This window comes from Mesorhizobium sp. M1227, from assembly GCF_040318315.1.
Taxonomy (GTDB): Bacteria; Pseudomonadota; Alphaproteobacteria; order Rhizobiales; family Rhizobiaceae; genus Mesorhizobium.
Genome location: NZ_JAMYLZ010000013.1, coordinates 73399 through 98095 on the forward strand (window position 1 = coordinate 73399; position 24697 = coordinate 98095).

General features: G+C 62.5%; 28 protein-coding genes. 17 read left to right on the forward strand and 11 right to left on the reverse strand.

Features of this window, described 5'->3' with window-relative positions:
* Positions 1 to 103 precede the first annotated feature (103 nt).
* Positions 104 to 277, forward strand: coding sequence for a DUF3303 domain-containing protein (locus NKH28_RS17450; RefSeq protein WP_245274738.1), 174 nt, complete (start codon positions 104 to 106; stop codon positions 275 to 277).
* A gap of 114 nt (positions 278 to 391) precedes the next feature.
* Here the strand turns inward: NKH28_RS17450 and NKH28_RS17455 are convergent, their stop codons facing one another.
* The 3 genes from NKH28_RS17455 to ygfZ all read right to left on the reverse strand — a co-directional run bounded on the left by NKH28_RS17455 (position 392) and on the right by ygfZ (position 4087).
* On the reverse strand, positions 392 to 2530 hold the full coding sequence (locus tag NKH28_RS17455; RefSeq protein WP_352471057.1) for a putative bifunctional diguanylate cyclase/phosphodiesterase: 2139 nt from the start codon (positions 2528 to 2530) through the stop codon (positions 392 to 394).
* Positions 2531 to 2594: 64 nt separating this feature from the next.
* Entirely contained in the window at positions 2595 to 3227 is a 633-nt protein-coding gene (locus NKH28_RS17460) for a YfbR-like 5'-deoxynucleotidase (RefSeq protein ID WP_352471058.1), read from the reverse strand.
* A complete protein-coding gene (ygfZ, locus tag NKH28_RS17465; protein WP_352871502.1) occupies positions 3227 to 4087 on the reverse strand; it encodes a CAF17-like 4Fe-4S cluster assembly/insertion protein YgfZ in 861 nt (286 codons plus the stop codon). The genes NKH28_RS17460 and ygfZ overlap by 1 nt, the downstream gene beginning before the upstream one ends.
* Before the next feature lie 83 nt (positions 4088 to 4170).
* On the opposite strand from ygfZ, the gene NKH28_RS17470 reads away from it, so the two are divergent.
* A complete protein-coding gene (locus tag NKH28_RS17470; RefSeq protein ID WP_352471060.1) occupies positions 4171 to 5502 on the forward strand; it encodes a dihydroorotase in 1332 nt (443 codons plus the stop codon).
* On the opposite strand, the gene NKH28_RS17475 is transcribed toward NKH28_RS17470, so the two are convergent.
* From NKH28_RS17475 to NKH28_RS17490, 4 genes are all read right to left on the reverse strand, one after another.
* A complete protein-coding gene (locus tag NKH28_RS17475) occupies positions 5499 to 6302 on the reverse strand; it encodes a hypothetical protein (protein ID WP_352979813.1) in 804 nt (267 codons plus the stop codon). The genes NKH28_RS17470 and NKH28_RS17475 overlap by 4 nt on opposite strands.
* Positions 6303 to 6382: 80 nt before the next feature.
* A complete protein-coding gene (locus NKH28_RS17480; protein ID WP_023677749.1) occupies positions 6383 to 6640 on the reverse strand; it encodes a hypothetical protein in 258 nt (85 codons plus the stop codon).
* 375 nt (positions 6641 to 7015) lie between these two features.
* Positions 7016 to 7393, reverse strand: coding sequence for a TIGR02301 family protein (locus tag NKH28_RS17485; protein WP_352979815.1), 378 nt, complete (start codon positions 7391 to 7393; stop codon positions 7016 to 7018).
* 48 nt (positions 7394 to 7441) lie between these two features.
* Positions 7442 to 7867, reverse strand: coding sequence for an NUDIX hydrolase (locus tag NKH28_RS17490; RefSeq protein ID WP_352979817.1), 426 nt, complete (start codon positions 7865 to 7867; stop codon positions 7442 to 7444).
* Between the two features lie 122 nt (positions 7868 to 7989).
* Between NKH28_RS17490 and NKH28_RS17495 the strand changes: the two genes are divergently transcribed.
* Positions 7990 to 8751: an SOS response-associated peptidase gene (locus tag NKH28_RS17495; RefSeq protein WP_352979819.1), complete on the forward strand. Its 762-nt coding sequence runs from the start codon at positions 7990 to 7992 to the stop codon at positions 8749 to 8751.
* A 56-nt stretch (positions 8752 to 8807) separates the two neighbouring features.
* Here NKH28_RS17495 and NKH28_RS17500 read toward each other — a convergent pair whose 3' ends face one another.
* Positions 8808 to 8957, reverse strand: a complete 150-nt coding sequence (locus NKH28_RS17500; RefSeq protein ID WP_023677745.1) for a hypothetical protein — start codon at positions 8955 to 8957, stop codon at positions 8808 to 8810.
* 413 nt (positions 8958 to 9370) lie between these two features.
* On the opposite strand from NKH28_RS17500, the gene cysS reads away from it, so the two are divergent.
* The 8 genes from cysS to rarD all read left to right on the forward strand — a co-directional run bounded on the left by cysS (position 9371) and on the right by rarD (position 16392).
* Positions 9371 to 10840, forward strand: a complete 1470-nt coding sequence (gene cysS / locus NKH28_RS17505; protein WP_352471064.1) for a cysteine--tRNA ligase — start codon at positions 9371 to 9373, stop codon at positions 10838 to 10840.
* Entirely contained in the window at positions 10837 to 11223 is a 387-nt protein-coding gene (locus tag NKH28_RS17510) for a VOC family protein (protein ID WP_352471065.1), read from the forward strand. The genes cysS and NKH28_RS17510 overlap by 4 nt, the downstream gene beginning before the upstream one ends.
* 6 nt (positions 11224 to 11229) lie before the next feature.
* Positions 11230 to 11721 (forward strand): GFA family protein, encoded by a 492-nt coding sequence (locus NKH28_RS17515; RefSeq protein ID WP_023677742.1) that lies wholly within the window; start codon positions 11230 to 11232, stop codon positions 11719 to 11721.
* A complete protein-coding gene (locus NKH28_RS17520) occupies positions 11718 to 12194 on the forward strand; it encodes a GFA family protein (RefSeq protein ID WP_352448982.1) in 477 nt (158 codons plus the stop codon). The genes NKH28_RS17515 and NKH28_RS17520 overlap by 4 nt, the downstream gene beginning before the upstream one ends.
* Entirely contained in the window at positions 12191 to 13147 is a 957-nt protein-coding gene (gene pip, locus NKH28_RS17525; RefSeq protein WP_352818256.1) for a prolyl aminopeptidase, read from the forward strand. The genes NKH28_RS17520 and pip overlap by 4 nt, the downstream gene beginning before the upstream one ends.
* The gene (gene cimA, locus NKH28_RS17530; protein ID WP_352979821.1) at positions 13144 to 14766 is read left to right on the forward strand and encodes a citramalate synthase; all 1623 of its coding nucleotides are present in this window, start codon (positions 13144 to 13146) and stop codon (positions 14764 to 14766) included. The genes pip and cimA overlap by 4 nt, the downstream gene beginning before the upstream one ends.
* Positions 14767 to 14769: 3 nt before the next feature.
* Entirely contained in the window at positions 14770 to 15309 is a 540-nt protein-coding gene (locus tag NKH28_RS17535) for a hypothetical protein (RefSeq protein WP_352471069.1), read from the forward strand.
* A 150-nt stretch (positions 15310 to 15459) separates the two neighbouring features.
* Entirely contained in the window at positions 15460 to 16392 is a 933-nt protein-coding gene (gene rarD, locus NKH28_RS17540) for an EamA family transporter RarD (RefSeq protein ID WP_352471070.1), read from the forward strand.
* 55 nt (positions 16393 to 16447) lie between these two features.
* Here the strand turns inward: rarD and NKH28_RS17545 are convergent, their stop codons facing one another.
* The gene (locus NKH28_RS17545) at positions 16448 to 16738 is read right to left on the reverse strand and encodes a hypothetical protein (RefSeq protein ID WP_352471071.1); all 291 of its coding nucleotides are present in this window, start codon (positions 16736 to 16738) and stop codon (positions 16448 to 16450) included.
* 100 nt (positions 16739 to 16838) lie between these two features.
* On the opposite strand from NKH28_RS17545, the gene NKH28_RS17550 reads away from it, so the two are divergent.
* Positions 16839 to 17744: a LysR substrate-binding domain-containing protein gene (locus NKH28_RS17550; protein WP_352471072.1), complete on the forward strand. Its 906-nt coding sequence runs from the start codon at positions 16839 to 16841 to the stop codon at positions 17742 to 17744.
* A gap of 108 nt (positions 17745 to 17852) precedes the next feature.
* On the opposite strand, the gene NKH28_RS17555 is transcribed toward NKH28_RS17550, so the two are convergent.
* Positions 17853 to 18464: an LOG family protein gene (locus NKH28_RS17555; protein ID WP_352471073.1), complete on the reverse strand. Its 612-nt coding sequence runs from the start codon at positions 18462 to 18464 to the stop codon at positions 17853 to 17855.
* A 114-nt stretch (positions 18465 to 18578) separates the two neighbouring features.
* Between NKH28_RS17555 and NKH28_RS17560 the strand changes: the two genes are divergently transcribed.
* The 4 genes from NKH28_RS17560 to NKH28_RS17575 all read left to right on the forward strand — a co-directional run bounded on the left by NKH28_RS17560 (position 18579) and on the right by NKH28_RS17575 (position 22862).
* Positions 18579 to 20084, forward strand: a complete 1506-nt coding sequence (locus tag NKH28_RS17560) for a LysM peptidoglycan-binding domain-containing protein (protein WP_352979824.1) — start codon at positions 18579 to 18581, stop codon at positions 20082 to 20084.
* A 60-nt stretch (positions 20085 to 20144) separates the two neighbouring features.
* Positions 20145 to 20519: an ArsR/SmtB family transcription factor gene (locus NKH28_RS17565; RefSeq protein ID WP_352979826.1), complete on the forward strand. Its 375-nt coding sequence runs from the start codon at positions 20145 to 20147 to the stop codon at positions 20517 to 20519.
* Positions 20520 to 20538: 19 nt separating this feature from the next.
* Positions 20539 to 22425: an ABCB family ABC transporter ATP-binding protein/permease gene (locus tag NKH28_RS17570; protein WP_352979828.1), complete on the forward strand. Its 1887-nt coding sequence runs from the start codon at positions 20539 to 20541 to the stop codon at positions 22423 to 22425.
* Positions 22426 to 22514: 89 nt separating this feature from the next.
* Positions 22515 to 22862 carry an antibiotic biosynthesis monooxygenase gene (locus NKH28_RS17575; protein WP_352979830.1) on the forward strand — a complete coding sequence of 116 codons (348 nt, stop codon included), beginning with the start codon at positions 22515 to 22517 and terminating at the stop codon, positions 22860 to 22862.
* A gap of 6 nt (positions 22863 to 22868) precedes the next feature.
* Here NKH28_RS17575 and NKH28_RS17580 read toward each other — a convergent pair whose 3' ends face one another.
* Positions 22869 to 23735: an SMP-30/gluconolactonase/LRE family protein gene (locus NKH28_RS17580; RefSeq protein ID WP_352979832.1), complete on the reverse strand. Its 867-nt coding sequence runs from the start codon at positions 23733 to 23735 to the stop codon at positions 22869 to 22871.
* A 263-nt stretch (positions 23736 to 23998) separates the two neighbouring features.
* Here NKH28_RS17580 and NKH28_RS17585 point away from each other — a divergent pair, with 263 nt between their 5' ends.
* Positions 23999 to 24697 carry a phosphatidylserine decarboxylase gene (locus NKH28_RS17585; protein ID WP_352471078.1) on the forward strand — a complete coding sequence of 233 codons (699 nt, stop codon included), beginning with the start codon at positions 23999 to 24001 and terminating at the stop codon, positions 24695 to 24697.

Sequence of the window (24697 nt, forward strand, 5' to 3'; positions counted from 1 at the left end):
AAAAGATGCTGTTCTTCGTAACCGAGGATTTTCGCGGCTGCGACCGCAAGGAGATCTACCCCGTTTCCGCGACCAGGGCCGCCTGAAGCCGGACGCGCTTCTCGTGCACCACAGCTGGATCGCAGCGGATATGAGCCGCTGCTTCCTGCTGGTGGAGGCCGATGACGTCACGCTCCTGCAGCGGTGGGTCATCGAATGGGCGGATCTGGTCGAATTCGAGATCGTTCCCGTGGCGACGAACAAGGATATGGTGGAGGCATTGAGCGGACATCTCTGACCCGTTGGGAACCTCCTGGTTCGCCACACCTGAATGCCGCCTTCTCCTATCAAGGAACGGATCGAGCGTCATCTCAAGGAGCCGGTTGCCCGCGCTTCCGCGAGACTGTCGCACTTAGCCGGACTGCCGGATCGTCGCGCTCGACTTCAGCAGCCGATTAATGTCCGACGCCTTTGACGGCACCCCGATCAAATAGCCTTGGGCCTCAACACAACCCTCCTTTTGCAGGAATTCAAGCTGCGCTTCGGTCTCGACACCTTCGGCGGTGACGGTGATGCCCAGCTGTGCGCCAAGCCCGATGATGGTGCGCACGATCGCCGCGGTATCGCGACTGTCGATGTCACGGGTGAAAGAGCGATCGATCTTGATCTTGTCGACGGGAAAGCGCCTGAGGTAGCCCAGCGACGAATAGCCGGTGCCGAAATCATCCAGCGCGATGCGGACGCCCAGATCGCGTAGCTGCCTGAGTGTCTTGAGCACCAGATCGCTCTCGTCCATCAGCACCGTTTCGGTGATTTCCAGTTCAAGCCGGTTGGCCGGCACGCCCGAGAACGCCAGGGCCGAGATAACGCTGCGGGCAAAGGTACCGCTTTTGATCTGTACGGCGGAGACATTGACGGCGATGCGCCAAGCCGCCCAGCCTGCCGCGGTCGTGCAGGCTTTTCGCAGCGCCCATTCTCCAAGCGGCACGATCAGCCCGGTCTCCTCGGCGGCCGGAATGAAGTCGTCCGGCCGTACCAGGCCGCGCACCGGCGAACGCCAGCGCATCAAGGCTTCGGCACCGACGATTTCGCCGGAGGCGATGTTCATGATCGGCTGGAAATCCAGCTCGAATTCCCGGCGCGACAGCGCTGCCCTGAGATCGATTTCGAGCGCCCGGCGTGCCCGCACCATCGCGTCCATGGCTGGTTCGAAGAAGCGGTACAGGTTGCGCCCTTCGCTCTTTGCCCGATAGAGCGCCATATCGGCATTTTTCAGCAAAGTGTCGGCGTCCTTGCCGTCATTCGGAAACAGCGCAATGCCGAGACTGATGCCGACACGCATGTCGTGTCTTTTGTCGCGAAACGGCTTTCCGATGATCTCGACGATGCGTTTGGCCAGCTTTTCCGCGTCGCCCGGGCTTTTGAGATTGAACTGGATGATGACGAATTCGTCGCCGCCGAAGCGGGCGACAACGTCCGTTTCATTGCGCAGGCACCGTTGCAGCCGTTCGGCCACGCATTTCAGCAGCCAGTCGCCGGCGGGGTGGCCCCAGCTATCGTTGACCGCCTTGAAGTGATCGAGGTCGAGCGAGAATATCGCCAGCGATCCGTCTCTCGTCTCACTCAGGGCTTGGTCGAGCCGTTCGCGAAGCATCGAGCGATTGGGCAGGTTGGTCAGTGTGTCGTGGTGCGCAAGATGGGTCATGCGCTCTTCCACGCGCCTGCGCTCGGTGACGTCGTCGAACGTCGCGACCCAGCCGCCGCCGCTCATCGGCCGGCGCGCAACCAGCAGCGTCCTGCCGTCAGCGAGATGGCGATGCGTTACGTGTGTTTTCCCCGCCCGCAGGCAGGCTTCGATTTGCGAGATTTCGCTGTCGGGGTCGAGCTTTGTATAAATGCCCAGTTCCAGCAGCCGCTTGAACGCATCACGGTGGCTCATACCAAGCGGGAAGTCGGCCGGCCTGACATGATAAAGTTCCAGGAAACGTTCGTTGCGCACGATCAGCTTGCCATCCGCATCGTACATCAAAAGGCCTTGCGACATGTTGGCAAGTGCCGCGTCGAAACGGCGGTGCTGCTCCTTCAACTCCTGCTCGGCGCGCCGTTGCTCGGTGATGTCCTCGTAGATCGATACCCAACCGCCTGACGCCAGCGGCCGGTGCGAAATGTTGACGATACGCCCGTCTGCAAGCGTTTCCTCATAGGTGGAAGGTTTTGCCTGGTCGATATAGGGCTTGCGGATAGCATAGAGTTGCTCAGCGCTTTGCGAGGCGATGCCGATATCCACGCTGTGCTGGAGGATGTCGAAAAACCGGATGCCGGGCCGCACCACTTCGGCGTCGAGGCGAAAGATACTGATGTAGTTCCCGTTGCAGATGATCATCCGTTCATCGGCATCGAACATGCACAGGCCATGCGACATGTTCTCGACCGCTGCCGAAAAACGCTCGTTCTGTTCGCGCAGTTCGTCTTCAATAGGTTGCGGCTGAGCAACGCCTTTGGCCCTCTGTCGGCGGACGGACGAACCAGCCTTGATACCGGCAACGGGCATGAGGCAAGCCTATGGACCATGGTTAACCATGGCACTGTTGTCCCTGCCGGTTAATTTACCGTTTTCAGCCGGCTGGAACGGCAGTCTGGCGTCGCGACTTTTCGATCGCCGCAAAGCGTTTGAGAAAGGCATTCTGCGCCCAAGTCACCGAGCGCGGCGTGACGTCGAAGCGCTCGGCATTGAAGCTGCGCGGCCGGCCGAAGAACTCCGTCGCCTCTGCCGTCGAAAAACCCGCAAGCAGCGTTGCTTCGAAATAAGCGGCGATCTGATCCGCTCGCTTGATCTCCTTGCGCAGTCCCGCGTCGAGTTCGGCCGGCAGTGAAAAGCGCAGATGGATGGCGCGCTGCAGCCTGATCTCGCAATCCCTGTAGCTGCCGCCCATCACGGATTTGAACGGCGAGATCATGTCGCCGATGACATATTCCGGCGCGTCGTGCAGCAGCGCCGCCAACCGCGCGTCGGCGTCGGCATCCGGCATCAGCTCGCCGACAAGCGTTTCGACCAGCAGCGAATGCTGGGCGACAGAAAAGGCGTGCTCGCCTCTGGTCTGGCCGTTCCAGCGTGCGACGCGGGCAAGGCCATGGGCAATATCGGAGATCTCGATGTCGAGCGGCGAGGGATCGAGCAGATCGAGCCGTCGGCCGGACAGCATGCGCTGCCAGGCGCGCGGCGGCGCCCCGGCGCGATCGGCAGCCATCAGGCGTCCTCCGCGCCGATGGCTTCCCGGGGAAAGCTGAATTTCGCCCAGGACGGGATAGCGAGCGACACGGCGACGTCCTCCGCCAGGATCGGCAGGCCGGCGTCGAGCGCTGCCTTGACCCGGTCGATGCGGGCAATGGCAAGGCCTGTCCTGGCCGCGGTCGAGCCAAGCTGCCCGACCGGTCGCCCCTCCACGGTCAACTCTGCGCGCGAAGTGGGCAGGGTGCGTTCGGCCGAGACAATCAACACCCGACGCCTAGCAGTGCCGCGATGCTGCATGCGCGAGACGACCTCCTGGCCGACGTAGCAGCCTTTCTTGAAGCCGACACCGCCGATCTCGTCGAGCAACACGTCATGCGGAAAAGCGTCGCCGAGCTGGTAGTCCGCACCGCTTTCGGCAATGCCATGGGCGATGCGAAAGGCTTGCCATGCGGCAAGGTCGCCGCCATCTGCGGTGTCATCGTAGAAGCGCTTGACGGCAGTATCGACAAACCGCGCATCAGCAAACGGTGCTGATTCAAATTGCGAAGTGGTTGAATCGCTTCCCCATGCGACGGCCACAACCGGCTGATCCAGCTTGGCAATTTCGACTTTGGCGCGCAATTTGTAGAGCGTCAGCCGGCGCATGAAATCATCGGCGGTCTCGGTACGGCATTCAAGTCGGAAAGCATTTTCGCCGGCGCGCGAGATCAGGAAGTCGAAAAGGATCTTGCCTTGCGGCGTTAGCAGCGCGCCGGGCTTTGCTTCGCTGCTGCCGAGCACGTCGAGGTCGGTGGTCAGGATGTTCTGTAAAAAGTGCTCGGCATCCGGCCCGGACACGGAAACGAGTGCGCGATCTCTGAGCGGGGCAAAGGGCATGGTGGGAAAACGAGCCTGATCTTGCAAAACTATCGGCCATTACGTAAGCCGCTGGCACTTCCCCCGCAAGAGACCGGATCCGTATGGCCCCCATCTACGATCTCATCCTGACAGGCGGCACCGTGGTCAATCACGACGGCCAGGGTTTTCGCGACGTCGGTATCAATGGTGGGCGCATCGCTGCCATCGGCGACCTCCGCCAGGCGTCGGCCGGTGAGACGATCGACTGCCGTGGGCTGCACATCCTGCCGGGCGTCGTCGACAGCCAGGTGCATTTCCGCGAGCCGGGCCTGGAGCACAAGGAAGATCTGGAGACGGGCTCGCGGGCAGCGGTGCTCGGCGGCGTCACCGCCGTCTTCGAGATGCCAAACACCAATCCGCTGACCACCAGTGAGACAACCCTTGCCGACAAGGTGCGGCGTGCCACCGGCCGCATGCATTGCGACTTTGCCTTCTGGGTTGGCGGGACCCGCGACAATGCAAAAGACGCTGGCGATCTCGAGCGGCTGCCTGGTGCGGCCGGCATAAAAGTTTTCATGGGCTCGTCCACCGGCGACCTGCTGGTCGAGGACGACGAAGGCGTTGCCTCGATCCTGAGGAACACACGCCGCCGCGCCGCCTTTCACTCCGAGGACGAGTTCCGGCTGCGCGAGCGGCTTGGCGAGCGCATCGCGGGCGATCCGTCCTCACATCCGGTGTGGCGCGACGAGATCGCTGCGTTGCGCTGCACGGAGCGCCTTGTGCGAATCGCGCGCCAGGTCCGCGCCCGGATCCATGTGCTGCACATCTCGACCGCCGAGGAGATAGGCTTCCTCGAACAGCACAAGGATGTCGCGACCTGCGAGGCGACGCCGCATCATCTGACGCTGAGCGCCGATGATTATGCGCAGTTGGGCACCCTGATCCAGATGAACCCGCCGGTGCGCGCCACGCGCCATCGCGACGGGGTCTGGTACGGCGTTGCGCAAGGCATCGTTGATGTGCTCGGCTCCGACCATGCGCCGCACACGCTGGCCGAGAAGGCAAAGCCTTATCCGGCGTCGCCGTCCGGCATGACCGGGGTGCAGACGTTGGTGCCGATCATGTTGGATCATGTCAACGCCGGCCGGCTGACGTTGCAGCGCTTTGTCGACCTGACCAGCCACGGCCCGCAGCGTATTTTCGGCATCGCCAGGAAAGGCCGTATTGCCGCCGGCTACGATGCCGATCTGACCATCGTCGATCTGAAGCGCCGCGACACCATCGCCAACGCCCAGCAAGGCTCCAAGGCCGGCTGGACGCCTTATGACGGTAGGCAGGTGACCGGCTGGCCCGTCGGCACCATCGTGCGCGGCCGGCGCGTGATGTGGGAAGGCGAGATCGTCACGCCAAGCCAGGGCAGGGCGGTGGAATTTTCCGAGGCGCTGGCGCGCTAGTCGCCGGCGACGAAGAACGTCCATTGTCCGGTCGGCGTGATGCCGACGCGGTAGAAAATGTAGGCACCGAACTGCTTCATGTCGTCATAGTCGCTGGCGGTGACGATCTTGAACAGCTCGACCCGTTGTCTGGCGTCGAGCTTGTCCAGTGGCAGGGCGAAGAAATAGGGCCAGACATAGAGATCCTGCGGCGTGCCGGCATCGACATGGACAAAACCGGCACTGAGCACTTCTTCCAGGATGGCGAGAATCTCCTGGCCTTCCGTATCGCCCGAAAGGCCCTTCAGGAAGGCGATCGGGTCGCCCTCGATGTCACCCAGCGACAACTGGGTCATCATGTCGCCCTTGCCGATCAGCGGTCGAAGTTTTTCGATGTCGCCGCTTTTGCAGGCCTCGACTATCAGATCGTGCATGCGCCTGACCGGTTCCGGCAACTTGGCCAGGTCGTAGACGACTTCGGGCACGGGCGCGTCCGGATCGACATGCGGATTGGCCATGCCGCCATCGTTGGCCGGCCCTTTCGGTTCGGTTTGTTCCGGCTCGTCGGATGGCGTCGGCTGGCTGGCCGGTGGTGGCGTCGTGCCGAGCGGGCCGGGCATCGGCACGGTACTTCCGGGCGGCGACATGTCAGCGTCGGGCGGCGGCGTGACCGGTGAGGGAAGGTCTTCGCGCTTGATCTCGCTGAGGGCTTGAGAGGGACTGCTCGCAAGAAACAGTGCAGAAGGAATCATGGCGCAGGAAGTGGTGAACCAAATGCTGAGGACCAGGCCGCGCGGCTTGCCTGATATCGAAAAATTCACCGCCTGCTACTCCCTGGTTCCAGCCCATCCATGTGCCCGGACACGATGTCCGGCGGCGCGCCGTCGTCAAAGAACGGGGGTCAGTGACGCAGTCTTTCGGGCTCGAAGGCCCCGGCAATCACCTTTTCACGCATACGATCGAGCAGGGCAAGCGCCGAGGTCTCGCCATTGGTGCGCAGCATTTCGCCGAATGCCGTTTCGAGGGCTGCCTCGGCGATGATTTCCGGCTCGATCCCGGCCGACAATCCTTCTGCCCAGGCTTCGCTGTGGCTTTCCACGGCGGTCAGGCGCTTTTCTTCCCTGACCAGCGCGTCGATGTCGTTGACGCCATGTTCCATTGCGATGTCCACCCTTTCAAGCGGTGATCCGTTGGACAGGGATCAAGCTTGAGTTGTCCCTTTTACACGCAGGCGCAGTAAGTATTTGTAAATGCGACATTTTTTTGGTCGTCGTCTACAAATTCCGTCGCGTCCAGCAAACCTGCGTCCGATCCGTTTCAAACTTAGCCGATTAGGCAGGCCAAGGGGACGGAAACCTTCAGTTTGAGTTAATTTCACATCTGCGCGCTAACGTTTCGTTAACATAGTTGCAAAAGTGCAACATCAGGTTTGCATCAAGACCTCACTCGAGGCAAGCGGAGAAGCGTCGAGCGCGTCCGCCGCAACGGCGCCGACCCTTGATGCGGCGGCTTTTCCGCAAAGCGGCTGCCGCCGTCAGTTTCCGTAGCGCGAGGCGATGTCGCGAGACAGCGTCTCGCCTTCCTTCATGTAGCGGCTGATGGCTTCCGTCGCCGAGGCGGTGCATTGCGTATAAGTACCGCCGAACGACCGGTAGCCGCGGTTGAAGCTGGCGATGAAGCGGGCGCGCCGCTCCGGGTTCGGATTTTCCGATGCGATCAGTTTTTCCATCTCGGCTCGCCACCGATCGCCCTTCTCGCCACACAGATTACGCAGGAAATGCAGCGAGCCGAGCACTTCCGCCAGCCGCATCAGCCCGGGCTCGAACGGTGCTTCGGCGGTAATCGCCGGGCGCGCACCGACAACCACACTGACGGCGAGGCATGCGGCGAGAAACGAAGACGTGCGGCTCATGGGTCCTTGTGCTGAAACAATTTGTCGCCTGCAAGGCGATTCTTTGGCTCAGATCTCGCCGTCTTTGTCGGGACCGAGTAGATCGTCGGCAATTTCAAACACTGCATCGGCGAGCGGCATCGCTGTCATTTCGGCCAGCGTATAGAAAGCCGCGGTCTCGGCATCGTCGCTGGCCACCGCCTCGCCGCCAGCATACTCGGCCCCAAACACCGTCAGCCAGTAGTCGACCGGATGCCCGTCGCCGCTGCCGTCGATGTGGATTTCCCGCAGCGGCCGGTAGCTGCGCGCCTGCAATCCGGTCTCTTCCAGCAATTCGCGCCGTGCTGCCTGTTCCAGCGTCTCGCCGGCTTCGACCTTGCCGCCGGGAAAGGCAAGGAGGCCTTGCGAGGGCGGCCTGGCCCGCTTGACCAGCAGCACCGTGTTCTCGCGCACGACGCAGACCGAGACTGCCGGAATGATCTTGCGTGCTTCCATGGCTTCGGATCGCTCGATTGGCATAGCCCGTTGTGGACCGGCCGTCGGCGAACAGCTTTAGCGGTTGCGAAAGGCGGGTTCCATGGCCACTTTCACATGCCACCAATTCGAGAGCTGAATTCATGTGCGGACGCTTTGCTTTGACGGCCACTCCGGACCAGACCGCCGCCTTTCTCAGCCTAGCGGAACTTGAGGAGTTTCCGGCCCGCTACAACATCGCGCCGATGCAGCCGGTGCTGATGGCGTTCGCCGGATTGCCACAGGCGCCGGGCTCGAACCTGCCCGACCGCCGCTCGATGCTGGTGCGCTGGGGCCTGATCCCGGCCTGGGTCAAGGATACGCGTAACTTCCCGCTGCTGTTCAACGCGCGTTCTGAGGGGGCTTCGGAAAAGGCGTCGTTTCGCGCTGCCATGCGCCATCGGCGCGCCCTGGTACCGGCTTCGGGATTCTACGAATGGCACCAAACCGGTGGCAGAAGAGGGCAGCCCTATTGGGTGCGGCCAAGGGGTGGCGGGCTTGTCGCCTTCGCCGGGCTGATTGAGACCTATGCCGAGCCGGGCGGCTCGGAAATGGACACCGGCGCCATTCTGACCGCCCACGCCAATGCCGGCACTGCCCATATCCACGACCGCATGCCGGTGGTGATCCATCCCGAAGATTTCGCGCGCTGGCTGGATTGCCGCACGCTCGAGCCGCGCGACGTGGCCGATCTGCTGAGACCCGCCCAGCTCGATTTCTTCGAAGCGATCCCGATTTCCGACCTCGTCAACAAGGTCGCCAATACCGGGCCGGAGATTCAGGAGAAGGGCGTCGTCGAGCTTGAGCCCGACAAGGTCAAGCGCCGGAAGTCCGGCGCGAACGACAGTCAGATGAGTTTATTTTAGCAAAAGCTACTATTACTGGTTCGCCGTGAGCGCCTCAATCTTTCCCGACGGCATTCTCAGGCAGCGCGCGGCGAAACGATTTTTTGCGCCGGCTTCTTCTTCTTCGCGGTGTGCAGAAGAGCTGCGACGATTGCTGCCGGGCCGATCGCCCGGTAATGGCTGGCGAGCGCCGGTTGCTTGGCGCGGTTGGATTCTTGCTTAGGCATTGTTCTCTTCCCTGGTAACGTCTTCTTGTCTGCGTTTGCTGGCCGAATCCGACCAAATCGTGACGCTTGCTGATCTAGCCGGCGAATGTTTCATCACAGTGCCGACCTGTTTAATAAAATGTTTCAGTGGCTCAATTCCTGTGAGCCAACGATATTTTTGGCGAAGGTAGCGACTTGACGGCAACACCGGGCAAGGCGATAAAGCCGGCCATGAGAACGTCTTTCGCCATTTGTGGCATTTGCATTATTGGCTAGCCTCGCGCTGGTCCTGGACGTTTTCGCCTCATCTCCTCCCAGATTGGACAAACGCCCCGGCCAGCAGGCTGGAGCCGATTTGCGCCTCGGCGTAACCGACTCCATCCAGAGCACGATCCCAAAAGGTCATGCCAAAGTAACGCACCGGGAACGCACGTATGTCTGACGCATCGAAGAGCCTGCGCCTCTACAACACGCTAACGCGGAGCAAGGAGGATTTCTTCCCGATCGATCCGCGCAACGTGCGCATGTATGTCTGCGGCCCGACGGTCTATGACTTCGCCCATATCGGCAATGCGCGGCCGGTGATCGTCTTCGACGTGCTGTTCCGCTTGCTGCGCCATCTCTACGGGCAAGCGCACGTCACTTACGTCCGCAACATTACGGACGTCGACGACAAGATCAACGCTCGCGCGCTGCGCGATTTCGGCGGCGAAATTGCATCGGGCAAGCTGTCGCTGAACGAAGCGATCAGGCGGGTCACCGAAAAGACCGCCGGTCAGTTCCACAAGGACGTCGCGGCGCTCGGTTGCCTGGAACCGACGGTCGAGCCGCGCGCCACCGAGTTCGTCGAGCCCAGGCCCGACGGCAAGGTCGACATGATCTTCTTGATTCAACGCTTGATCGAACGCGGCCATGCCTATGTCGCGGCTGGAGAAGTCTTGTTCGACACCGCTTCCATGCCGGATTATGGGCAGTTGTCGAAGCGCAATCTCGATGAGCAGCAGGCCGGCGCCCGCGTCGCCGTCGATGAGCACAAGAAGAACCCGCAGGATTTCGTGCTGTGGAAATTGTCTTCGCCCGAGGAGCCGGGCTGGGACAGCCCGTGGGGCAGGGGTCGGCCGGGCTGGCACATCGAGTGCTCGGCGATGTCGGCCGCCTATCTCGGCGAGGTGTTCGATATCCATGGCGGTGGTCTCGACCTGATCTTTCCGCACCACGAGAACGAGATCGCGCAATCGCGTTGCGCCCACGGCACCGAAACGATGGCCAAGGTTTGGATGCACAACGGTTTCCTGCAGGTCGAGGGCCAGAAGATGTCCAAGAGCCTGGGCAATTTCTATTCGATCACCGAATTGCTGGAGACGGATACCTTTGGCGGCCGCAAATGGCCGGGCGAGGTGCTCAGGCTGGCGATGCTGATGACGCACTATCGCGAGCCGATCGACTTCTCCGTGCGCAAGCTGGAAGAGGCGGAGAATACGCTGCGCAAATGGAAGCGGGCGGCCGATCTGGCGCCGCCGACGGCAAAGCCGGTGCCGGCGGATGTGATCGAAGCGCTGTCGGATGACCTTGCCACCTACGCCGCATTCCAGTTGCTGACGCAGTTGGCTGGTGATGCTGTTGATTTCAACGCAGGTAGCGGCAACGCAGCCGCCGAAGACAACGATGCTGCCGCTTCACTGAAGGCATCGCTTCTGTTCCTCGGCTTCGACATCGCAACAGCCAAGGTGGATGAAGACGCCATTGCCAAGGCGATCGCCAAACGCCTCGCGCTGATCGCCGCAAAGAACTGGGCCGAGGCCGACCGCATCCGCGACGAGTTGCTGACGCAAGGCATCCAGTTGAAGGACGGCAAGGACCCCGTCACCGGCGAACGCATCACCACCTGGGAGGTAAAAAGATGATCGATCATCTCGGCATCACCGTTTCGGATTTCGACGCGTCGAAGGCTTTTTACGACAAGGCGATGGCGCCGCTCGGCGCCGCGCTGCTCTACATGGTGCCGCAGGAATATACCGGCGGCGCCAAGGTCGGCGGCTACGGCCGCGACCGGCCGGTGTTTTGGCTGCATGCCGGCAAGGACAAGCCGAAGGATCATCAGCATGTCGCGTTCACGGCTCGCAGCCGCGCCGAGGTCGATGCCTTTCACGCCGCGGCGATTGCCGCCGGCGGCAAGGACAATGGCCGGCCGGGCCTGCGCCCGCACTACCATCCGAACTATTATGGCGCTTTTGTTTTCGATCCCGACGGCAACAATGTCGAGGCGGTTTGCCATGCCCCGGAGTAGTGCGCGATGAGCCTCGACAACAGACCAGTCTATACAGGCGGCTGCCAGTGCGGCGCGGTGCGCTTCCGCGTCGAAGGAGCTCTCGGCGATGCTTCCGTATGCCATTGCCGCATGTGCCAGAAGGCGAGCGGCAATTTCTACCTGCCGCTGGTCTCGGTGCGCGGCGCAAGGCTGGACTGGACGCGCGGTGAGCCCAAACGCTTCCGCTCGTCCAACGCGGCTTTGCGCGGTTTCTGTGCCGAATGCGGCACGCCGCTGACCTTCGAAGCGCCCGACGGGGTGGCCCTCGCCATCGCCACATTCGACCACCCCGAGGAGATTGCGCCGACCATCCAATGGGGTGTCGAAGCCAAGCTCCCGTACGTGGATCACGTCCACGAATTGCCAGGTGAGGAAACGATGGCCGACGTCTCGTCGGCCTCCTATCTCGCCGATCTCGTCTCCTACCAACATCCCGACCACGACACCGAACAATGGCCGCCGGAGGAAAAATCATGACCGAAACCGTTCGTACCGGCGGCTGCCAGTGCGGCGCCGTGCGCTTTCGCATCCACGGGGCGCTCGGCCGCCCGTCCATTTGTCATTGCCGCATGTGCCAGAAACAGTTCGGGTCGTTTTTCGGCGCGCTGGTGACAGTGCCGAGCGACGGCGTCGAATGGGTGCGCGAGGAGCCGAGTTACTTTCAGTCGTCGGTCAACATCGATCGCGGCTTCTGCGCCCGCTGCGGCACACCGCTGACCTACCGCCAGCCCGGCGCGCTGGAGATCGCCATCGGCGCCTTCGACGACCGTTCCGATCTGGCGCCGCAGATCCAGGTTAACTACGCCGCCAGGCTGCCTTGGGTCGAGACGATCTTCGACGCGCCGATCCATGACGACCCGGATTTCTACGCGCGACAGGAATCCATCATCTCCTTCCAGCATCCCGATCACGAGACGGCCAACTGGCCGCAGCAGGGCCTGAAATTATGAGCAGCGAATTCCGTACCCTCTATCCCGAGATCGAGGCTTTAGAGTCCGGCATGCTCGACGTTGGCGATGGCCATCAGGTCTATTGGGAGCGCTCCGGCACCAGAGGGGCCAAGCCGGCTGTCTTCCTGCATGGCGGGCCGGGCGGCACCATTTCGCCAAAGCACCGGCGGCTGTTCGATCCGAAGCTGTACGATGTCATCCTGTTCGACCAGCGCGGCTGCGGAAAATCGACGCCTAATGCCTCGCTTGAAGCCAACACCACCTGGCACCTGGTCGCCGACATCGAGCGCCTGCGAAAAATGTGCGGCTTCGACAAATGGCTGGTGTTCGGCGGTTCGTGGGGTTCGACGCTGGCGCTGGCCTTTGCCGAGACCCACCCCGAGCGGGTCAGCGAACTGGTCGTGCGCGGCATCTACACGCTGACCCGCGCCGAACTCGAATGGTACTACCAGTTCGGCGTGTCGGAGATGTTCCCCGACAAGTGGGAGCGGTTTCTGGCGCCGATCCCGGAGGCCGAGCGCGGCGACATGATGGCCGCCTACCGCAAACGGCTGGTCGGCAGCGATCCTGTGGCGCAGGTCGAGGCCGCCCGCGCCTGGAGCCTGTGGGAGGGCGAGACGATCACGCTGCTGCCGGAACCGGAAACCAGCGGTCCCTTCGGCCAGGATGATTATGCCTTGGCTTTCGCCCGCATCGAGAACCACTATTTCGTCCATGCCGGCTGGCTGGAAGAGGGACAGCTGCTGCGCGATGCATGGAAGCTTAAGGATATCCCGGGTACCATCGTTCACGGCCGCTACGACATGCCGTGCCCGGCGTGCTACGCCTGGGCGCTGCACAAGGCATGGCCGAAAGCGGATTTCCATCTGATCGAAGGCGCCGGCCACGCCTATTCGGAGCCGGGCATCCTCGACAGGCTGATCCGCGCAACGGACATGTTTGCCGGGAAATGACCATGGCTCGCGAGCGCCTTTATCTGTTCGACACCACGCTGCGCGATGGTCAGCAGACGCCGGGTATCGACTTCTCCGTCGAGGACAAGATCGCCATCGCCAAGCTGCTCGACGAGTTCGGCATCGACTACGTCGAGGGTGGCTACCCCGGCGCCAATCCAACCGACACCGCCTTCTTTGCCGAGCGTCGCACGGCCGATGCCAAGTTCGTTGCCTTTGGCATGACCAAACGGGCAGGAGTGTCGATCTCGAACGATCCTGGGCTTGCCGCGCTGGTCCAGTCGAAGTCGGACGCCATCTGTTTCGTCGCCAAGAGTTGGGACTACCATGTCCGCGTCGCGCTCGGCTGCACCAATGAGGAGAACCTCGAGGCGATCAAGGCCTCGGTCGAGGCGGCGCTCACTACTGGCAAGGAGGCGATGGTCGACTGCGAGCATTTCTTCGACGGCTTCAAGGCCAACCCCGATTATGCGCTGGCCTGCGCCAGGACGGCCTACGATGCCGGCGCGCGCTGGGTGGTGCTGTGCGACACCAATGGCGGCACGCAGCCCTCCGAGGTGCGCGCCATCGTCGAAAAGGTGATCGCCGCTGGCATACCGGGCGACCATCTCGGCATCCACGCCCATGATGACACCGGCCAGGCGGTGGCGAATTCGCTTGCCGCCGTGGAGGCCGGCGTCCGCCAGATCCAGGGCACGCTGAATGGCATCGGCGAGCGCTGCGGCAACGCCAACCTGATTTCGATCGTGCCGACATTGGCGTTGAAGCCGGCCTTTTCCCACCGTTTTGCTACAGGCATTTCGGCAGAGGCGTTGACCGGTATATCGCGCCTGTCCCGCGCCTTCGACGAGTTGCTGAACCGTGCGCCCGAAGCGCAGGCGCCCTATGTCGGCGCCTCCGCTTTTGCTACCAAGGCCGGCATCCATGCCTCGGCGCTGGCAAAGGAGCCGGCGACCTACGAGCATGTGCCGCCAGAGACCGTCGGCAACCGCCGCCGCGTCATGGTTTCGGACCAGGGCGGCAAGGCCAATTTCCTGGCTGAGCTGAAACGGCGTGGCATCGACATGCCCCGGGACGACCATCGCCTCGACGCGCTGATCGCCGTGGTCAAGGAGCGCGAGGCCGAGGGCTATGCCTACGAAGGTGCCGACGCCAGCTTTGAGCTTTTGGCGCGCAAGATGCTGCACGGCCTGCCGGAATTCTTCCGCGTCACTTCTTTCCGCTGCATGGTCGAGCGCCGGTTCGACGCCAACGGCCAGCTGAAGACGGTCTCGGAGGCGATCGTGAAAGTGCTGGTCGAGGGCGAGGAGAAGATGTCGGTGGCCGAAGGCCACGGCCCGGTCAACGCGCTCGACATTGCGCTGCGCAAGGATCTCGGCAAATTCCAGAGCGAGATCGCCGATCTCGAACTGGCCGACTTCAAGGTGCGTATCCTCAACGGCGGCACCGAGGCGATCACCCGCGTGCTGATTGAATCGCATGACGGCACCGGTGCGCGCTGGTGGACGGTCGGCGTCTCCGAAAACATCATCGACGCTTCCTTCCAGGCGCTGATGGATTCGATCGTCTATAAGCTGATGAAGAACCGCGACATGGCGGGCTTGGCGGCGGCGGAGTAAGAAATGGGCTTTTCGATAAGCTGGCTGGGCTTTCGCGGTTACGGGATAAAGGAAGCTGCGGCGTTGTTCGGGCGCGAGATTGGCGATCCATCGGAGATTTTCGAAGCGCCTGTGAACGCCTATGCCAGCGAAAAGAACTGGGCGATCATCATCCTCGATCCCTGCAGCTTTCCGAACCCGCCTCAGCAATATCTGGCCGCGATTTCGCAAGAGCGGGAAATCGTGATCGCGCACATAGACGAGCATGTAATGTTCGCGCGCGCCGAGCTCTGGCGCGACGGAAGGAACATCTGGAAAGTCTGGCACAGCGGCGACAAGACCGTGCGGGACTTGCATGTCACGGGTGATCTCCCCGCGTCTTTCGAAGCGCTGAAGCAACAGTGTTTTTCAAAGCAGGATGAAGAAGATAGCAAAGGTACAGAGGTCGATCTTGTTTTTGACCTTCCCCTCGATCTTGCGGCGGAACTGACGGGCTTTAGGCACGATGAAGGTTCGCCCGACAACGTCTTTTTCGAACTCAAGGAGAAGCCTGCTCCGCCTTGAGACCGTGTCGTGCCGGGCCTGCAATCACTCTCGCAGACAGCGGCAATTGTTCGACGTTTAGCGGTCGTGTTGAACCATCAGCAAGACTCCATTGATCCATCAGCAATTTGCGATGGTTTTGGGCAAGCCGCTGGCGCATAGCCTTGGGCCATGGCTACCCAAGCACTTCAAATCGATGCCGATACCAAAGCTCGTCGCGGCTTCCTGCTGGCGCTCGGCGCCTACTTGCTTTGGGGGCTGCTGCCCTTCTACATGAAGGCTGTCGCGCATCTGCCGCTGGCCGAAGTTATCGCCCACCGCATCGTCTGGTCGGTGCCGATCGCGGCCGCTGTCCTGGTCTGGGCCGGTCGTACTGCCGATTTCAAAGCGGCAGTTCGTTCGCCGCGCATCATTTCGATGGCGGTGCTGACGGCGGCGCTGATCTCGGTCAACTGGGGCATCTATGTCTGGGCGATCGCGGTCGACCGCACCATCGAGACCGCGCTCGGCTACTACATCAACCCGCTGGTCAGCGTCGTTGTCGGCGCGCTGCTCCTCGGCGAGCGGCTCGACCGCCTGCAGATCGCGGCGGTGGTGCTGGCGGCAATCGCGGTCGCGGTGCTGACCATCGACGCCGGCAAACTGCCCTGGGTGTCGCTGGTGCTGGCCTTTTCCTTTGCCGCCTATGGCTTCTTCCGCAAGACGCTGCCAATCGGCCCGAGCCAGGGCTTCCTGCTTGAAGTGCTGCTGCTGTCGGTGCCGGCACTCGGCTACATCATCTTCCTGATCGCCACAGGACAGGATCATTTCGTCTCCAGCTCGCTGAACGACACCGCCTTGCTGATCGGCTGCGGTCCGGTCACCGCCGTGCCTCTGCTGTTGTTTGCGTTCGGCGCCAGGCTGCTGCGCCTCTCCACCATCGGCATCATGCAATATATCGCGCCGACGATCGTCTTTTTGATCGCGGTGCTGATTTTCGGCGAACCCTTCGGCAGTGTTCAGGCCATAGCCTTCGGGCTGATCTGGGCGGCACTGGCGATGTACTCCTGGTCGATGTTTTCTTCGGCGCGCAAGACCGTTTCCGCATCAGCTCGCGCCGCGTAACGAAGAAAGGCGGCTGGCCGGTCTTAATGCCGGCAGCCGCGTCTTTCACGAGCGCTCAGCGCTTCGGCCCGAAGCCGGGATATGGCTGCAGCGGCACGACGGCGGCAATATCCATCATGCCGGCCTTGACCAGCGGCAAAGTTGCAAGATGGTGGCGCACGTCGGCATCGCTGCCGGCTTCGAACATCATGCCGCTGCCGGGAATGTCGCCCCGATTCCACACCTGACGCACGGCGCCTTCGGCATAGACCGTGCGGCGCTGCTCGGCCTCGCCAGGCAGCAGCGGCGCGAAATCGGCGTCGGTGAACTTTTCGGTGTTGCGCGCTAGAAGGGCAAAGAACTGCATCGGAATCTCCTGATGTTGGCCGTTGGAATGGCGGAAATATTCGCTTCTGCTGGCCAGACAGTCCAAGACTGATTAGGCTAAATTTGAGACCTCACGGGACTTGAGCATCGAAGCAACAATGTTCGACCTGCGCCAGCTTCGCTATTTCATCACGGTGGCCGAAACCGGCAACGTCGGGCGTGCCGCCGAATTGCTGCACATCTCGCAGTCGCCGCTCAGCCGTCAGATCATTCAGCTGGAGGAGCAGCTGGGCGTCGCACTGTTCGAGAGGGCGAGGCAGCGTGTTCATCTCAATGCCGAGGGCCGCGCTTTTCTTGCCGAGGCGCGTGCGCTGCTGGCCCATGCAAGACGGCTGGAGGAGCTCGGCCGCAATCTCGCCAGCGGTACGGTCGGCCGTCTCGCCATCGGTTATGTGGAAGGTGCGGTCCATGCCGGGCTTGTCGCTCGGATGCTGCGCCAGTTTCGCCGCGACCGGCCCGAATTTCATCTTCAACTGAAGGATCAGCGTTCCGCCGCCCAGATCGAAGCGCTGCGCGAACGATCGCTCGATCTGGGCCTCGTCTACACGCCTCCTCCTGCCGACGATCCCGACATCGCCGCCATGCTCATTATGCGCGAGCCGCTGGTTCTGGCGATGCCGGAAGGCGATCCATTGGCAGAAATCGCGGAGATACTGCCGCAGCAACTGGACGGACGCACCTGGATCACGGTGGTGCGCCAGCCTGACGACACCAACCGCAGCCAATTTCTCGCCGCCTGCGCGAAGGCGGGCTTCCTGCCCGACATTGCCTATGAGACGACCGATCCGTTGACGTCGTTGGGCCTGGTCAGCGCCGGGCTTGGGCTGGCGACGGTGCAGGCCAGCCTGCGGAGTGCCGCGCCGCCTCAGACCGTGTTTCGCGATCTGCCGTGGTTTGAACGCACCGTCTCGATCCATCTCGCCTGGCGGCGTCAGGACAAGCGTGCGGTCATCGGAGACTTGAGGAAGGCAGTAGGCAAGGAGTGAATAGTGAATAGTGAATGGACAGGCGCCGGTTTGGAAAGTCTTCTACTTCACCATTCACCATTCACCATTCACCATTCACCATTCACCATTCACCATTCACCATTCACTCTACATCTTATCAATCACCGACTGCACACCCTCCGTCGGTGCATCGACGGAGGATCCCGCCACCATGATAGCGGCGACGATTGCTTCCGGATCCTCGACCACCAGCGGCTTGACCCGTTGCGCCGTGTGGATGAAGCCCTCCGTTGCCATGTGGTCGAGCAACGCCAGCATCGGATCCCAGAACCCTCCGACGTTGCCGAAGACGATCGGCTTGCGGTGATGGCCGAGCTGCGCCCAAGTCATGATCTCGACGATCTCCTCGACCGTGCCGATGCCGCCGGGCAACGCCACAAAGGCGTCGGATTTCTCAAACATCCTGTGCTTGCGCTCGTGCATGTTGTCGGTGATGACGAGCTCGTCGAGCCGGTTAAGCGCGGTTTCGGTCGCCTCCCGGTTGATCAGAAAGCGTGGAATTATGCCGGTTACCTTGCCACCGGCCTTTAATGCCCCTTCAGCGACGGCACCCATGATCCCTTTAGTGCCGCCGCCATAAATCAGACGCAGGCCGGACTTGCCGATCGAGCGGCCAAGCAGGTGTCCGGCCTTGATATAGGTCTCATCTCGGCCCGGGGACGAGCCGCAATAGACGCAGACAGATCGAATCGTGTTCATGTTATGATTGGTGATAGGGACTATAGGCATGGTCAAGCCCCGGGGCGGGCTTTTTCTTGTCGGCTTTGGCAAAACAGGCTAGACCGAAATTAGGTGGCTAAGGGGCAGGGAAACATGGCAATTAATCCATTGAAGGCGTTTTTGTTCGCGGCTGGCGGCTCTGTCGCAGCAGCGGGAACCGCCTATGTATCGGGCGCACTCGACCCGTATCTCAATTCTACCCGGCCTGCGGAGGTCGCGGCGCTGACGCCGCCGGCTTCGAAACCGGCCGCTCCGGCGACCGAGGACCGGCTGCCGCCTGCGTCTGCCGCGTCCACCGATGCGGCAGCGCCCGCCGCGCCGGCCACAGCAGGTGCAATCGTGCCGACCTTCGACATCGTGCGCGTCGAAAGCAACGGCTCGATCGTCGTCGCCGGCAATGCGGCGCCCAACGCCAAGGTCGAGATTCTCAACGGTTCGGCTGTGCTCGGCTCGACGGTCGCCGGTCCCGACGGCGCCTTTGCCATTATTCTCGACGATCCGCTGAAGCCCGGCGACTACACGATCACACTGCGCTCGACGGCTGGCAATGTCGTGACCGCCTCGGCGCAGACCGCCGTCGTTTCGATCCCCCAGAATTCCACCGGCCAGGTGCTGGCAATGGTCGAGGAGCCGGGCAAGCCGTCCGAACTGCTCACTGTTCCGGCCCCTCAGGCGAAATCTGACGCCTCGCCGCCTGTCGGCGAACAGGCGGCCGTTCAGCCACCCGCCACGGGCATCGAATTGCCGGCTGCCGCAGCGCCGGCGCCAGCCGCCCCGGCGGCTGACGTTCCAGCAGCGTCTGCTCCTGCCGCGCCGGCCGCTGTTGAAGCCGCGCCGGCTCCGGCAGCGCCCGCCACACCGGCAGCGCCCGCTACTTCCGCGGCGGAGCGGAAGATCGTCGTCGAAGCTGTCGAAATCGACGGCAACAAGATTTTCGTTGCCGGCGTCGCCGATCCCGGCCGCAAGGTGCGTGCGTATGCCAACGATATCCTGCTCGGTGACGCGAAGACCTCGCCCGACCGCCACTTCCTGGTCGAAGCGACACGCGACATCCCGGTCGGCACCTACACCATCCACGTCGATGCGCTCGATGCCGACGGCGTGACGGTGGTTGCCCGTGCGGCTGTGCCGTTCGAGCGCGAGCCTGGTGAGGCGGTTGCGGCCGTGGCGCCGGCCGAGCAGAAGCCTGCCGGGATAAAACCAGCCGAGCCGAATGCTCCGGCGACCGAAGGCGCACCGGCAACGGCCACCGAAACGCCCGCAACTGTCCCCACTCCTGCAACCGAGGCCCCGGCCGAAACGGCTGTCGCAACGCCTCCGGGCGAAACGCCCGAGGCCGTGGCGCCAAAGCTCGAACATGCCGATGGCGCAGTCATCATCCGCCGCCATGACACGCTGTGGCGGATTTCGCGGCGGGTCTATGGCCAGGGCATGCGCTACTCGACCATCTATCTCGCCAACCAGGACCAGATCAGCAATCCGAACCGAATCTGGCCGGGGCAGGTGTTCAAGGTGCCGGAGAAATCGAAGGAAGGCGAGCCCGCCGATCTCAAGGCAATGGGCGACCAGATGACGACGGCGCCAGTCAAGGCCGAATAGCCGTTCTGCCCATCAGGATAGCTTGCGGCAGGGCCAGTCATCGTTTATCGCCGATGGACGATGACCGAATCCCCCCTCGTAACGGACCGAAGCCGCGCGGCAGATGAACGCCCGCCGGCCAACTGCACGCCGGCCAACTGCATGCCGGATAGCCGCGCTGTCGCTGTCCGGCTCGCGGCCCTTTCGCATCCAGCGCGGATCGAAATTCTCAAACACCTTTCCGCAACCCGTTCCTGCTGCTGTCGCGAGGTCGTCGAGCATCTCGACCTGGCGCAGTCCACCGTTTCCCAGCATTTGAAGATCCTGGTCGAGGCCGGGCTGATCCGCTTCGAGCCTGACCGCCAGCGCTCCCGCTATGAGCTCGACCGCGCCGCGCTCGCCGATGTTTCGGCATCGCTGGCCGCGCTGGTCGATTCCTGCTGCTCCGGCCGCTAAAATCATAAGGTAAACAAGAATGGCCGAGAAAACCGTTTCCGCAGATTCCGGCTCGACCGTCAGAACGTTGCGCAATCTCTGGCCCTATATGTGGCCGGCCGACCGCGCCGACCTGAGGGCCCGAGTGGTATGGGCCACCGTACTGCTGGTTGTCGCCAAGCTGACCCTGGTGGCCGGACCCTATTTCTTCAAATGGGCGACCGACGCACTGGCCGGCGATAGCAAATCGCCGCCGCCGCTGCCGGCCCTGCTGCTGGCGCCGGTCATGCTGGTCGTCGCCTACAATGCGGTGCGGCTGGTGCAGCTCGGCTTCAACCAGTTACGCGATGCCCTGTTTGCACGGGTCGGCCAGCATGCGGTGCGCCGGCTCGCCTTCCGCACCTTCGTGCACATGCACGAACTGTCGCTGCGCTTCCACCTCGAACGGCGCACCGGCGGACTGTCGCGCGTCATTGAGCGCGGCACCAAGGGCATCGAGACGATCGTCCGCTTCACCATGCTGGCGACGGCGCCGACAATCGTCGAATTCGCGCTCACCGCCGGCATCTTCGCCGTCACCTATGGCTGGCTATACGTCTTGGTGATCGCGGTCACGGTCTGGCTCTATGTCTGGTTCACCGTCAGGGCGAGCGATTGGCGTATTTCGATCCGCCGTGAGATGAACGAAAGCGACAATGAAGCCAGCACGAAGGCGATCGACTCGCTGCTCAACTACGAAACAGTCAAATATTTCAATAACGAAACCATGGAGGCCGAGCGGTTCGACCGGTCCACGGCGCGCTACGAGTTGGCGGCGACCAGGACCTGGACCTCGCTTGGCTGGCTGAACTTCGGCCAAGGTGTGATCTTCGGTATCGGCATGACCGTCGTCATGGTGATGTCGGCGCTCGAGGTGAAGGCGGGCACACAGAGCGTCGGCGATTTCGTCTTCGTCAACGCCATGCTCATGCAGCTTTCGGTGCCGCTGAATTTCATCGGCATGATCTACCGCGAAATTCGCCAGGGCCTGACCGACATCGAAAACATGTTCGATCTGCTCGACGTCAAGCGTGAGATCGTCGATCGGCCGGGCGCCAATCCGCTGGTCGTCGATGCCGGCAGGGTCGAGTTCCGCGACGTACATTTTTCCTACGACCCGAACCGCAAGATCCTGAAGGGCATCAGCTTCGAGGTGCCAGCTGGCAAGACGGTGGCCATCGTCGGCCCCTCCGGAGCCGGCAAGTCGACCATTTCGCGGCTCTTGTTTCGCTTCTACGACATCCAGCGCGGCCAGATTCTGATCGACGGCCAGGACATTCGCGACGTGACGCAGGAGAGCTTGCGCGCTGCCATCGGCATGGTGCCGCAGGACACGGTGCTGTTTAACGACACCATCGCCTACAATATCCGCTACGGCCGCGTCGGCGCCAGCGAGGAGGATGTGCGCAAGGCGGCAGAACTGGCCCAGATCGGACCGTTCATCGAGCGGCTGCCCGACGGCTATCGCTCAATGGTCGGCGAGCGCGGATTAAAACTGTCCGGTGGCGAGAAGCAGCGGGTGGCGATTGCCCGCACCATTTTGAAGGCACCGCCGATCCTGATGCTCGACGAGGCGACCTCGGCGCTGGACAGCCACACCGAGCAGGAGATCCAGGCGGCACTCGACCTGGTCAGCCAGGGCCGCACCACCCTCGTCATCGCCCATCGGCTGTCCACAGTGATTTCGGCCGATGAGATCATCGTCCTGCAGGATGGCCAGATCGCCGAGCGCGGCACCCATGTCGCCTTGATAGCCAAGCGCGGCCTTTATGCATCGATGTGGGACCGCCAGCGCGAGGCAAGCGAGGCCGAGGAGCGGCTGCGCATTGCCCGCGAAAGCGACGAGTTCGGCGTCGTCGTCCGCCGCCGCACCTCGGAGGTGAGCTGAAAATTCGTGCTTGACCTCAACTTAAGTTGAGATCGTAGGCCGTTTTGGATCGCAGCAAAATGCGTCGTTCAAAAACGGAGACAATCGATATGAATGGGATAAATCAGGCAGGTACTGGCGGCAGCGTATTCCGGGTGGACAAGTTTGTCGTTCCGGCCAACGCCCGCGAGGAGATTCTTGCCAAGGTCCGGATGACGCATGAATTGCTGCGCCAGCAGCAAGGGTTCGTCCAGGATTTCCTGCTCGAGCAATTCTCGGGGCCGGGCGAGTTCAACCTCGTGACCATTGTCGAATGGGAAGGGCAGGCCGCCGTCGACAAGGTCGTGCCGATCATCAAGGCTGCGCATGAGCGCAGCGGCTTCAATCCTCAGGAGACCATTGCGCGACTTGGCGTCAAGGCCGATATCGCCAACTATCAGCGGATTCCCGGGGTGTAAGCTCTTCTACGGCCAGCCCGCGCCCGGCGCGGCAGCCTCGATGCTGAGCACCTGGCCGGTACGGGCATCGCTAATCATATGTTCGAAGCCGCGCCATTCGGCGGCGACGATGAACAGCGTTTTTCCCTCGCTGCCGCCGAGCATGCAGGCAAAACAGCCGCGATCGACGTCGACGCTTTCGAGCATCGCGCCGCCCTCGCGCACCCGCACGCAATGCCGGTTCGGAACGTCGGCGTACCACGCCGCACCTTCGGCATCGAGGCAGATGCCGTCGGGAAAACCGTTGCCGAGATTGGCCCAGATCCTGCGTTTGGAAAGGCCACCATCGGCAGCGATGTCGAAGGCGGTCAGCCGGTTGGCGTGGGACTCGGCAACGATAAGCGTCTTGTTGTCGGGCGTCACCGCCATGCCATTGGCGAAGGCGAGGTTCTCAGCCACCTGCTGAACCGAGCCGTCAGGCGCGACCAGCACGATGGCGCCGGGGCCGAAATGCTGGCCGGGACCCGGAGCAGGCCCACCACCATTGACATAGATGTTGCCGCGTCCATCGATGACGATCTCGTTCCACGGGCTCTTTGATAGTTGTCTCAGATCGGCATGGGTGACCAATGTCCCGTCTGCCTCCTGCCTGAGGATCAGCCCTTCGCGGCCGGACACGACAAGCAGGCGCCCGTCCGGCAGCCAGTCAATGGAATAGGGCAGGGTGGCCGGCACGGTGAGCGCGATCTCGCTGTTGCCTAGGGCGTCAACTGCGATGATCTGGCCTGTGCCCCAGTTGCAGAACCACAGCCGGCCATCGTGCCAGCGCGGTGACTCGCCGAAGGCCAAGCCGTTCATCACCACTTGCACTTGCCTAAGTCCTGATTTCTGCATGGGCCGAGAACCTCCAGATTTGCGCAAAATCGTCATGGCCGAAAGGCCATGAGAGGCGCTGTCTTGCCAAGGACGGGCGGGAGTGCTGCGTTCCGACAATCGCAATGAACATTTCCGGTTGATCACTTCGGCAGTCCGGATGCTGCTAACGGCATCCTGAAACGGCGGTGACCGCCACCCCCGAGCGCTCTCATTGTCGCGTTGCGACCGCGGGGTGTTTCCGCTATTGAGGCCGGACTTGGAACCAAGGTTGCCCTCATCCCATGAGCCTCGTTGACACGATCAAGAATGCGTTCGTTCCGATCCACCGCGAGGGTTATCCCTTTATCGCTGCGTTCGGCACGGCGACGCTCTTTCTTGGCTATTTCTCCTCGACCCTGTTCTGGATCGGTCTCATCCTGACGGCCTGGTGCGCCTATTTCTTCCGCGATCCCGAGCGCGTCACGCCGATCGACGACCGGCTGGTTGTCAGCCCGGCCGACGGCATCGTCTCGGCGGTTGGCCCGGCCGTGCCGCCGCGCGAGCTTGGCCTCGGCGGCGGCGAAATGACCCGCATCTCGGTATTCATGAACGTCTTTTCCTGCCACGTTAACCGCTCGCCGGTGCGTGGCCGCATTTCCAGGATCGAGCATCGACCAGGAAAATTCCTCAACGCCGAGCTCGACAAGGCAAGCACCGAGAACGAGCGCAACGGGCTGGTCATCGAAAGCCCCAATGGAACGGTCGCCGCGGTGCAGATTGCCGGCCTGGTGGCGCGGCGCATCGTCTGCTGGGCCGAGCCCGGCGGCGCCATCGGCACCGGCCAGCGCTTCGGGCTGATCCGCTTTGGCTCGCGCGTCGATGTATTCCTGCCCTCGACCGCGACGCCGCGTGTCGCCGTCGGCCAGACCGCGGTTGGCGGTGAGACGGTGCTGGCGGAATTCGGCGGCGTTGCCGCAACGCCGCTCGTGCGGGTCTCCTGA